Source organism: Streptomyces sp. AM8-1-1 (assembly GCF_032229325.1).
In the GTDB taxonomy this organism is placed as follows: Bacteria; Actinomycetota; Actinomycetes; order Streptomycetales; family Streptomycetaceae; genus Streptomyces; species Streptomyces achmelvichensis.
This window is the reverse complement of the sequence record NZ_CP135086.1, coordinates 5524723-5536609: the sequence shown is the minus strand read 5'-3', so window position 1 is coordinate 5536609 and position 11887 is coordinate 5524723. Positions and strand designations below refer to the sequence as shown.

The following is an 11887-nucleotide window of genomic DNA, read 5'->3' as shown; positions in this document are numbered from 1 at the left end:
GTGCGAAAGCCCGGACCGCGCGCCGGGCGGGGCTCCGGGGGCAGAGGCCGTGCCGTCCCCGGCAGGTCACCGCACCGGAGGCGTACGTCACTGCACCTGGAGCACGAGCAGCGCCAGATCGTCGCCCAGCGGGGTGTCCGAGAAGTCGTGCACGGCCTGCCTGATCCGCTCGCCGACCCCTTGCGCCGTCAGTCCCACGCATCCGGCGAGAGCGGTGGCCAGCCCGTCACCGTCGTCGAACATCCGGGCCCCCGAGCGCCGCTCGGTCACCCCGTCCGTGACGCAGAGCAGCGTGTCACCGGGCTCCAGGTCGAAGGTCTGGCTCTGGTACGCGACGTCCTCCACGACCCCGAGCAGGACCTGCGGCTCGGCGACGGTGTGCACCCTCCCGTCGGGCCGCAGCACCAGCGGCAGCGGATGCCCCGCGCTCGCCAGCGTGCACCGCACGCCCCTGCCGGAGGGCAGCGGCACGACCTCGCCGTACAGCAGGGACAGGAAGCGGGCCTGCGGCCCTTCCGGCACCGTCTGGCCGCCGGCCGCGGCGACGAGCAGCGCGGTCGCCTCCGCCGCTTCCATGGCGTCGTCGAGGAGGAGCCCGTTCAGCCGGTCGAGCACCTCGCCGACCTGGTAGCCCTCACGGGCGAGCAGCCGCAGCCAGGGGCGGGCCAGTCCGGTGACGACGGCCGCCTCGGGGCCGCTGCCCTGGACGTCGCCGAGCATGAAGGACCAGCGGTCGCCGCTGCCGGCCGGGAAGATGTCGTAGAAGTCACCACCGGCGACTCCGTCGTCGCCGGGCTCGTAGACGAGGAAGCGGTCCACGCCCGGGATCTGGCCCACCTTGCGGGGCTGGAGGCCGCGCTGGAGGACCTTGCTGATGGTGGCCTGCCGGGTGTACTGGCGGGCGGCGCCGATCGCGAGTGCCACGCGGCGGGCGAAGTCCTCGGTGAGGGCCGTCACGTCGTCGGGGACGCGCGCGAGGCCCTGCCGGGCGAGCAGCAGGGTGCCGAGGCCGCGTCCGCCCGCGACGAGACGGTAGGCGAGTGCGGCGCCCCCGGCCGCGCCCGGCTCGCGCCCGCTCGGCCACGGGATCGGCACCGGTCCGCCGATCGTGCCCTCGGGCAGCATGGGCGGCTCCTCGACGAGCGCCGTGCGCAGCTGCTCGATCCGTGACTCGTCGGCGTGCCAGACGCGGGCGAGCCGCTGCACGGGGGCCGAGGGCCCCTCGCCGCCGACGGCGGGCCGGCCGGGTTCGCCGTCCAGCCAGATCGCGCACCAGTCGGCGAGCCGCGGCACCAGCAGCTGCGCGGCGAGCGCGGCCACCATGTCCTCGTCGAGCTGTCCGGCCAGCAGGTCGGAGGCCTCGGCGAGGAACGAGAGCGCGCCACGTCCGGCCAGGCTCTGGTCCGCGCGGTCGTCGCGGGCGACGGACGCGCGCGGCGAGGGCGCCAGGATCTCGGCGGCCCGCAGACCGCGGTCGATGGCCGGTTCGGCACCGGTCAGCGCGAAGGTGTCCCAGCCGTCGACGGGCAGCCGCGCCCAGACGGTCTTCAGGGCCGAGAGGTAGGTGATGCCCCAGCGCTCGGCGAGGGCGGCGACGAGGTGCAGACCGCGTCCGTACTCGGGGGTGCCCGAGCGGTCCGTGACGGCGTGGGGCTCGCTGCTCACGGCCCTGGCAGGGTGGTGGTCGGAGACCTCGATCACCAGGGCGGCGGCCTCTCCGTCGGCCGACGGGTCGAGGCGGCACAGGAGTTCGACGGCGGTGCCCGCGTGCACGACGGCGTTGGTGACGAGTTCACTGACGATCACGACGGCGTCGTCCGCGAGCCGGTCGGTGCTGTGCCCGCCGGGCGGGCAGCCGCCCGCCGTACCCCGGCAGTAGGCGCAGGTGGCCAGGAGACCGAGGGTGGTCCAGTCGGCGAGGGCCGCCCGGACGAATCTGCGGGCGGCCGAGGGGGCATGAGGGTTCCCCGGCAGGCTGGTGCGCGTGACCGACCGCCCGTCATCCCTGAACGGGTAGAACGGAGTTGAGCGGTGGACGGTTTCGCGCTGCATCGGAATGGACCCCACAGTCCGGCTCCCGGTCGGTTCTCACAATGCGCCGCTTCTGACACCGACAGAGTGACAGACTGAGCCTGCCCATAAGCGCCGAGTCACCGAAGTGGGCGGATATGAACAGAGACCTCGTGCCGCCGCCCGCATCCCCGGCCACCCCGCCGCATGCCAGGACGCCGGACGACGGCGGCTGGATCCGGGCGTCGGAACTGCGCCCGCTGCTGGCCGCGATGACGTCGCTGCGCGACGGCGACTTCCGCGTCCGGGTGGCCGAGACGCACGAAGGCATGTCGGCGGAACTGGCCGCGGTGTTCAACCAGATCGCCGTGCGCAATCAGCACTTCGCCGACGAGCTGACACGGGTACGCAGGGAGGTCGTCCGCCACGGGCGGCTCGACGACCGGCTGGCGGCGAGCCCCGGCCAGGGAGCCTGGACCTCGGGGGTGACCTGGACGAACTCCCTGCTGGACGCCCTGGTCGTACCGGCCGCGAACGCCACGCGCGTCCTGGACGCGGTGGCCGGCGGCGATCTCACCCAGCGGGTCGATCTGCACGACGGGAACCGCCAGTTGCGGGGCGATCTGCGCCGGCTGGGCCGCGCGGTCAACAAGATGGTCGACCAGCTGTCGCTGTTCACCGGCGAGGTCACGCGGGTCGCGCGCGAGGTCGGCACCGAGGGCAGACTCGGCGGCCGCGCCAAGGTTCAGGGTCTGTCCGGGAGTTGGCGGGACGTCACGGAGGCCGTCAACGCGATGGCCTCCCGGCTCACCGCACAGGTGCGCGACATCGCCGCGGTGACCACGGCGGTGGCACGCGGCGACCTGACCCGTACGGTGACCGTCGAGGCGACCGGCGAGCTGCTGGAACTGAAGCTCACCGTGAACACGATGGTCGACCAGCTGTCCGCGTTCGCGGACGAGGTGACCCGCGTGGCGCGCGAGGTCGGCACCGAGGGCCAGTTGGGCGGGCGTGCCCAGGTCCGCGGCGTGTCCGGAGTCTGGAAGGACCTCACGGACAACGTCAACTTCATGGCGTCCAACCTCACCAGCCAGGTACGCAACATCGCCCAGGTCACCACTGCCGTCGCCAACGGCGATCTCTCCCAGAAGATCACCGTCGACGCCCAGGGCGAGATCCTCGAACTCAAGTCGACCATCAACACCATGGTCGACCAGCTCTCCGCCTTCGCCGACGAGGTCACGCGGGTGGCCCGCGAGGTCGGCACCGAGGGCAATCTCGGCGGCCGCGCCCAGGTCCGCGGCGTGTCCGGAGTCTGGAAGGACCTCACCGAGAACGTCAACTTCATGGCCGACAACCTGACCAGCCAGGTGCGGAACATCGCCCTGGTCTCCACGGCCGTCGCCCAGGGCGATCTGGGCAAGAAGATCACCGTCGAGGCGAAGGGCGAGATCCTCGAACTCAAGTCGACCATCAACACCATGGTCGACCAGCTCTCCGCCTTCGCCGACGAGGTCACCCGCGTCGCCCGCGAGGTCGGCACCGAGGGCAACCTGGGCGGTCAGGCGCAGGTCCGCGGCGTGTCCGGGGTCTGGAAGGACCTCACGGACAACGTCAACTTCATGGCGTCCAACCTCACCAGCCAGGTCCGCAACATCGCCCAGGTCACCACCGCCGTCGCCAACGGCGACCTGTCCAAGAAGATCACCGTCGACGCCCGCGGCGAGATCCTGGAGCTCAAGGACACCGTCAACACGATGGTGGACCAGCTGCGGGCGTTCGCCGACGAGGTCACGCGGGTGGCCCGCGAGGTCGGCACGGACGGCAGACTCGGCGGCCGGGCCCAGGTGCTCGGCGTCACCGGCCTGTGGAAGGACCTCACGGACAACGTCAACTACATGGCCGACAACCTCACCTCGCAGGTGCGCAACATCGCCCAGGTGGCGACGGCCGTGGCACAGGGCGACCTGTCGAAGAAGATCGACGTGGACGCCCGCGGCGAGATCCTGGAGCTCAAGACCACCATCAACACCATGGTCGATACGCTCTCCTCGTTCTCCTCCGAGGTGACCCGGGTGGCCCGCGAGGTGGGCTCCGAGGGCCAGTTGGGCGGCCAGGCGCGGGTCGAGGGCGTGTACGGCACCTGGAAGCGCCTGACGACCAATGTGAACGAGCTGGCGCTCAATCTCACCACCCAGGTCCGCGCGATCGCCGAGGTGGCGTCCGCGGTGGCCCAGGGCGACATGTCCCGCTCCATCACCGTGGAGACCCGCGGCGAGGTCTCCGAACTCAAGGACAACATCAACCTGATGGTGTCCAACCTCCGGGAGACCACCCGGGCCAAGGACTGGCTGGAGTCGAACCTCGCCCGTCTGGCGGGTCTGATGCAGGGGCACCGCGACCTGATGGAGGTCGCCGACCTGATCCTGCGCGAACTGACCCCGCTGGTGAACGCCCAGTACGGCGCCTTCTTCCTGGCCGACCCGGACGCCGACGGCACCCCGGCCCGTACCACCTCCACCACCAAGGGCCTGGCCTTCATCGCGGGCTACGGCTCCGCCCAGTCCGCCACCATCGACACCACCGGCATGCCGGGCCACGGCCTGGTGCGGCAGGCGGCCCTGGAGAAGAAGCGGATCCTGCTGGAGGAGGCGCCGCCGGACTACATCAAGATCAACTCAGGGCTGGGCGAGGCGTCCCCGGCCAGCGTCGTCATCATCCCGATCCTCTTCGAGGACAAGCTGCTCGGAGTGATCGAGCTCGCGTCCTTCTCCCGCTTCTCCGACGTCCACCTGGCCTTCTTCGACCAGTTCGTGAACACCATCGGGGTCGCGATCAACACCATCATCGCCAACTCCCGTACGGAGTCGCTCCTCGGCGAGTCCCAGCGCCTGGCCGTCCAGCTCCAGGAGCGCTCCGACGAACTCCAGCGGCAGCAGGCCGAACTGCAGCGCTCCAACGCGGAGCTGGAGGAGAAGGCCGCCCTGCTGGCGACCTCGTCGCAGTACAAGTCGGAGTTCCTGGCCAACATGTCGCACGAACTGCGCACCCCGCTGAACTCCCTGCTCATCCTCGCGCGGCTGCTGTCCGACAACCCGGACGGCCGTCTCTCCGACCAGGAGGTGCAGTTCGCGACGACGATCCACCGCTCGGGATCCGACCTGCTCCAGCTGATCAACGACATCCTCGACCTGTCCAAGATCGAGGCCGGCCGTATGGACGTACGGCCGAAGAAGCTCCCGCTGATCAAGCTGCTCGACTATGTGCACGCCACCTTCCGGCCGATCACACTGGACCGCGGACTGGCCTTCGAGGTCGCGGTCGGCGAGGACGTACCGCGCGAGATGTACTCCGACGAGCAGCGGCTCCAGCAGATCCTGCGGAACCTGCTGTCCAACGCCATCAAGTTCACCTCCTCGGGCCGCGTGGAACTGCGCGTCAACCGCATCAAGGACCCCGACCACACCCTGGTCAAGGACGCGGAGGACCTGATCGCCTTCGCCGTCACGGACACCGGCATCGGGATCGCGGCGGAGAAACTCCCGGTGATCTTCGAGGCGTTCCAGCAGGCCGACGGCACCACCAACCGCAAGTACGGCGGCACCGGCCTCGGTCTGTCCATCAGCCGCGAGATCGCGGGGCTCCTCGGCGGTCGCATCATCGCCGAGAGCGAACCGGGCGCCGGCTCCACCTTCACGCTGTACGCGCCCGTGCTCTACCCGGGGCACCTCGCCGCGGAGAACGACGACCTGCGGCAAGGTCACACGGTCCAGGATCTGCGGATGCTGCCGCTGACGGCGCCCGAGCGCCACCACACCGACCATCCGCCGCGTCCGGAGCTGGACGACGGCTGGCCGACGACGACGAAGCTCGAGGAGTGGAAGTCGGGCAGCGCGGGCGCGATCCTGGCGGGCCGCCGGGTGCTGATCGTCGACGACGACATCCGCAACGTCTTCGCCCTCACCCATGTGCTGGGCCGCGTGGGCATGCCCGTGCTGTACGCGGAGAACGGCCGCGAGGGCATCGAGACGCTGGAGCGCAATCCCGACGTCGAACTGGTCCTGATGGACATCATGATGCCCGAGATGGACGGCTACGAGACGATCGAGGCGATCCGGCGCAGCCCGCTGTGGACCGATCTGCCGATCGTGGCGCTGACCGCGAAGGCGATGCCCGGGGACCGCGAGAAGTCCATCGCGCAGGGTGCCAACGAGTACGTACCGAAGCCCGTGGACGTCGACCGGTTGCTGACGGTCGTCTGTGCCCTCCTGGACCCCGAGAGCGAGCCGCCGGCCGGGCCGCCGGTGTCCGCGGGGCCGCCGGAGGGGCATTCCGCTGTACCGGCGCAGCAGGACGGCGAAGGAGAGCCGGCCACTACGCCGACCATCACGTGAGGCAGACACCATGAGCGCACAGGCACCCGCGGATCGCGCGAGCATCCTGCTCGTGGACGACATGGACGACAACCTTGTCGCTCTCGAAGCAGTGCTCGGAGCCCTGAACGAGCCGATGGTGAGGGCCCGTTCCGGGGAGGAGGCGATGAAGGCGCTGCTGCGGCAGCAGTTCGCGGTGATCCTGCTCGATGTCCGGATGCCGGGCATGGACGGCTTCGAGACCGCCTCGAACATCAAGCGGCTGGACCAGACGAAGGACGTCCCGATCATCTTCCTGACCGGGGTGGAGGCCGACAGCAGCTATGCCTTCCGCGGATACGCCACGGGGGCCGCGGACTTCATGACGAAGCCGTTCGACCCGTGGGTGCTGCGGGCGAAGGTGAGCGTGTTCCTCGAACTGCACCGCAAGACACGCCAGTTGGAGCGGATGCTGGCCACGGAGCAGGAGCAGCTGGAAACGATCGCCGGCCGGCTGAGCGCCATCGAGTCGGAGCTCGGCCGGATCGGGCCGAGCGATGTCCCGGAACTGCGGATCCAGCTGACGCGTATCGAGGAGGGCGTCAGGGAACTGCGTCGCGGGCGGAGCCGTTAGGCCCCGCCCGCGACGGCGTCTTGCCGCGCGGGTGCCGCTCCTCGCGCCGCGGAGTGCCGCGGCGTGGGTGCTCGCCGCGGCGTGTCCGCTGCGCGGGTGCCGCTTACCGCGCCGGGGTTGCTACTTCTCGCGCGACCCGTCGTACATCTCGTCGATCAGGTGCTGGTACTCGCGCTCGACGACCGGCCTCTTGAGCTTGAGGCTGGGCGTGAGCTCGCCGTGCTCGATGTCCAGGTCGCGCGGGAGCAGCCGGAACTTCTTGACCGTCTGCCAGCGCTGGAGCCCCTCGTTGAGGCGCTGCACATAGCCGTCGATCAGCTGCAGGACCTCCGGGGTGGCCACGACCTCGGCGTACGGCTTGCCGCCGAGGCCGTTCTCCTCGGCCCAGCCCAGGATCGTGGGCTCATCGAGCGCGATCAGAGCGGTGCAGAAGTTCCGGTCCGCGCCGTGCACCAGGATGTTCGAGACGAACGGACAGACGGCCTTGAACTGGCCCTCCACCTCGGCCGGCGCGATGTACTTGCCGCCGGAGGTCTTGATCAGGTCCTTCTTGCGGTCCGTGATCCGCAGATAGCCGTCGGCGGACAGCTCGCCGATGTCACCGGTGTGGAACCAGCCGTCGGACTCCAGGACTTCCTCGGTCTTCTCGGGCAGACCGTGGTAGCCCTCCATGATGCCGGGGCCGCGGAGCAGGATCTCGCCGTCGTCGGCGATCCGCACCTCGGTGCCGGGCATCGGCTTGCCGACCGTGCCGGTGCGGTAGGCCTCGCCCGGGTTGACGAAGGACGCGGCGCTCGACTCGGTGAGCCCGTAGCCCTCGAGGATGTGGATGCCGGCACCCGCGAAAAAGTAGCCGATGTCGGGGGCGAGGGCGGCGGAACCAGAGACGGCGGCGCGCAGCTTTCCGCCGAAGGCTTCCCGCAGCTTGGAGTAGACGAGCGCGTCGGCGACCTTGTGCTTGGCGCCCAGACCGAAGGGCACGGACGCGGAGCCGGTGCGACGGAAGTTGTCCTGCGAGGTCTTGGCGTACTCGCGTGAGACGCCCGCGGCCCACTGGAAGATCTTGTACTTCGCGCCGCCACCGGCGCGGGCCTTGGCCGCGACGCCGTTGTAGACCTTCTCGAAGATGCGCGGGACGGCCGCCATGTAGGTGGGCTGCACCACCGGCAGGTTCTCGATGATCTTGTCGACCCGGCCGTCCACCGCGGTGACGTGGCCGACCTCGATCTGGCCGGAGGTGAGCACCTTGCCGAAGACGTGCGCGAGCGGCAGCCAGAGGTACTGCACGTCCTCCGGGCCGATCAGTCCGGTCGCCGCCATGGCCTTCGCCATGTACGACCAGTTGTCGTGCGGCAGCCGGACACCCTTGGGCCGTCCCGTGGTGCCGGAGGTGTAGATGAGCGTCGCCAGCTGGTCGGCGGTGATCGCCCCGACCCGCTCCTTGACCGCCTGCGGGTGCGTCTCGAGGTACTGCGCGCCGCGCGCCTCGAGGTCGGCGAGCGAGAGCACCCAGCCCTCGGGGTCCGCGGCGTCCGGCTCGACGCCCGTGCTGTCGAACACGACGACATGCTTGAGGCCGGGCAGCTCGGCCCGGCGCTCACGCGCCTTGGCGAGCTGGGATGCGTCTTCCGCGATGAGCACCCTGCTGTCGGAGTCGGAGAGGATGTACGCCGACTCCTCGGCGTTCGTGGACGGATAGACGGTGGTGGTCGCACCGCCCGCGCACATCACGCCGAGGTCGGACAGGATCCATTCGACCCGGGTCGAGGACGCGAGCGCGACCCTGTCCTCGGGCTGCACACCGAGGGCGATCAGGCCGGCGGCGATGGCGTACACCCTGCCGGCGGCCTCGCCCCAGCTCAGCGACTTCCAGTCGTCGGGCCCCTCACCGGTGGCGGAAGGCACCGGGTAGCGGTAGGCCTCGGCGTCCGGCGTGGCCTCCACTCGCTCGGTGAACAGGTTCGCCACCGAGGGCGGTCGGTTCTCGATCAGGGTCTGTGTGTCGCTCACGACGTCCTCCGGGCCTGCGGCAGCACTGCACGACTGGCTGGTTTCTAACTGGCGAGTAACCATCGAGCCGTGATCAGAGTAAAGGGCACACTGCCAGCGCGTAAGAGGCAGCGGGCTGCCGCTTGATAACGAACCGAACGGCGGATGGCAGCGCCGATCCGATGATCGGTGTAACGGGCAGCTATTACGGTATTCGGTCCGCGGGCCCTCCCGCCGCGAGGGTCCTTCCCCCTGCGGCCCGCGCAGCCCGGGGACGACGGAGGCGCCCGGCCGTGATCCGGCCGGGCGCCTCCGCCCCGAGCTCCTGGGTCCTGCGCCTCGGGACCGTCGGGTTCCGTGCGCGGGACCTCGCGGGCCCTGCGCACGGGACCTCGCGGGCCCTACTTCTTGCTCTTGGCGCCGTCGTCGCTGGACAGCACGGCGATGAAGGCCTCCTGCGGGACCTCCACGCTGCCGACCATCTTCATCCGCTTCTTGCCTTCCTTCTGCTTCTCCAGCAGCTTCCGCTTACGGGAGATGTCACCGCCGTAGCACTTGGCGAGGACGTCCTTGCGGATGGCGCGGATGGTCTCGCGGGCGATGACCCGGGAGCCGATGGCCGCCTGGATGGGCACCTCGAAGGCCTGCCGCGGGATGAGCTCCCGGAGCTTGGCGACGAGCCGCACGCCGTACGCGTACGCCGCGTCCTTGTGGGTGATGGCCGAGAAGGCGTCCACCTTGTCGCCGTGCAGCAGGATGTCGACCTTGACCAGGCTGGACGACTGCTCGCCGGTGGGCTCGTAGTCGAGCGAGGCGTAGCCGCGCGTCTTGGACTTCAGCTGGTCGAAGAAGTCGAAGACGATCTCGGCGAGGGGCAGGGTGTAGCGGATCTCGACCCGGTCCTCGGAGAGGTAGTCCATGCCCAGCAGCGTGCCGCGGCGGGTCTGGCACAGCTCCATGATCGAACCGATGAACTCGCTGGGGGCGAGGATCGTGGCGCGCACGACCGGCTCGTGCACCTCGGCGATCTTGCCCTCGGGGAACTCGCTCGGGTTGGTGACGGTGTGCTCGGTGCCGTCCTCCATGACCACGCGGTAGACCACGTTGGGCGCGGTGGCGATCAGGTCGAGCCCGAACTCCCGCTCCAGCCGCTCGCGGATCACGTCCAGGTGCAGCAGGCCGAGGAAGCCGACGCGGAAGCCGAAGCCGAGGGCCGCGGAGGTCTCCGGCTCGTAGACCAGGGCCGCGTCGTTGAGCTGGAGCTTGTCCAGGGCCTCACGCAGCTCGGGGTAGTCCGAGCCGTCCAGCGGATACAGACCGGAGAAGACCATCGGCTTCGGGTCCTTGTACCCGCCGAGAGCCTCGGTGGCGCCCTTGTGCAGGGTGGTGATGGTGTCACCGACCTTGGACTGGCGGACGTCCTTCACACCCGTGATCAGATAGCCCACCTCGCCGACGCCGAGACCGTCGGCCGGCAGCATCTCCGGCGAGTTGGTGCCGATCTCCAGCAGCTCGTGCGTGGCGCCCGTGGACATCATGCGGATGCGCTCGCGCTTGTTGAGCTGGCCGTCGATGACTCGCACATAGGTCACGACACCGCGGTACGAGTCGTAGACGGAGTCGAAGATCATCGCGCGCGCGGGGGCGTCGGCCACACCGACCGGGGCGGGCACCTCACGGACCACCCGGTCCAGCAGCGCCTCGACGCCGAGGCCGGTCTTGGCCGAGACCCGGAGCACGTCGTCGGGGTCACAGCCGACCAGGTTCGCCAGCTCCTCGGCGAACTTCTCCGGCTGCGCGGCGGGCAGGTCGATCTTGTTGAGCACCGGAACGATCGCGAGGTCGTTCTCCATCGCCAGATAGAGATTGGCGAGGGTCTGCGCCTCGATGCCCTGGGCGGCGTCCACGAGCAGGATGGTGCCCTCGCAGGCGGCGAGCGAGCGGGACACCTCGTACGTGAAGTCCACGTGGCCCGGGGTGTCGATCATGTTCAGGATGTGGGTGGTGCCCTGGGAGTCGCCCTCGCTGGGCGCCCAGGGCAGCCGGACCGCCTGGGACTTGATCGTGATGCCGCGCTCGCGCTCGATGTCCATACGGTCGAGATACTGAGCACGCATCTGCCGCTGGTCGACCACTCCGGTCAGCTGGAGCATCCGGTCGGCAAGGGTCGACTTGCCGTGGTCGATGTGCGCGATGATGCAGAAATTGCGGATCAGCGCCGGGTCGGTACGACTCGGCTCGGGCACGTTGGTGGGAGTCGCGGGCACGCAGGGTCCTGATTCTTGAGACGCGGGGCGTCTCGTCTCGGGCGATGTCGGATCGATACGTAGCCTCCATGGTCCCATGGGAAGGGGACTGCGCTCGGTTTGGGCCGCTCGGATGACGACTGGTAGCCTGGGCAGCTGTGTCTCGTGCCCCTCTCGGCCCGGGACGCTCATCGAAGATCAACCGAACCTGAGAAGGCTCTTTCGTGGCGAACATCAAGTCCCAGATCAAGCGGAACAAGACGAACGAGAAGGCGCGCCTGCGCAACAAGGCCGTCAAGTCCTCGCTCAAGACCGCGATCCGCAAGGCCCGTGAGGCTGCTGCCGCGGGTGACCTCGAGAAGGCCTCCGTGGCCGCTCGTGACGCTTCCCGTCAGCTCGACAAGGCTGTCTCGAAGGGTGTCATCCACAAGAACGCCGCCGCCAACAAGAAGTCGGCGCTGGCCTCCAAGGTTGCTTCCCTCCAGGGCTGAGTGCTCTTGATTTGACTGCCGGAAGGACCCGAGCGGGCCCTCTCTCTCCGCTCCCGACCGGCAAACCCGACTCGCACGCGGCCTGCGTTCGCCACGCGGGTGCGAGTCTCCAGCAGAACCTTCGAAGGCCCCGGCCCGCTCGTCCTTCCCCAGGACGAGCGACCG

6 protein-coding genes are annotated in these 11887 nt (G+C 69.6%); 3 read left to right on the top strand and 3 right to left on the bottom strand.

Translation table 11 applies throughout. From position 1 onward, the window contains the following. Positions 1 to 87: 87 nt before the first annotated feature. Entirely contained in the window at positions 88 to 2052 is a 1965-nt protein-coding gene (locus RPQ07_RS24795; RefSeq protein ID WP_313946378.1) for an ATP-binding SpoIIE family protein phosphatase, read from the bottom strand. Between the two features lie 230 nt (positions 2053 to 2282). Between RPQ07_RS24795 and RPQ07_RS24790 the strand changes: the two genes are divergently transcribed. Further along, on the top strand, positions 2283 to 6404 hold the full coding sequence (locus RPQ07_RS24790) for a HAMP domain-containing protein (protein ID WP_313949017.1): 4122 nt from the start codon (positions 2283 to 2285) through the stop codon (positions 6402 to 6404). Between the two features lie 10 nt (positions 6405 to 6414). Continuing rightward, the gene (locus RPQ07_RS24785) at positions 6415 to 6996 is read left to right on the top strand and encodes a two-component system response regulator (protein WP_313946377.1); all 582 of its coding nucleotides are present in this window, start codon (positions 6415 to 6417) and stop codon (positions 6994 to 6996) included. Between the two features lie 120 nt (positions 6997 to 7116). Here the strand turns inward: RPQ07_RS24785 and RPQ07_RS24780 are convergent, their stop codons facing one another. After that, positions 7117 to 9006, bottom strand: a complete 1890-nt coding sequence (locus tag RPQ07_RS24780; protein WP_313946376.1) for an AMP-dependent synthetase/ligase — start codon at positions 9004 to 9006, stop codon at positions 7117 to 7119. A gap of 380 nt (positions 9007 to 9386) precedes the next feature. Then, positions 9387 to 11252 (bottom strand): translation elongation factor 4, encoded by a 1866-nt coding sequence (gene lepA, locus RPQ07_RS24775; RefSeq protein WP_313946375.1) that lies wholly within the window; start codon positions 11250 to 11252, stop codon positions 9387 to 9389. 203 nt (positions 11253 to 11455) lie between these two features. Between lepA and rpsT the strand changes: the two genes are divergently transcribed. Then, a complete protein-coding gene (gene rpsT, locus RPQ07_RS24770; protein WP_313946374.1) occupies positions 11456 to 11722 on the top strand; it encodes a 30S ribosomal protein S20 in 267 nt (88 codons plus the stop codon). Positions 11723 to 11887 lie beyond the last annotated feature (165 nt).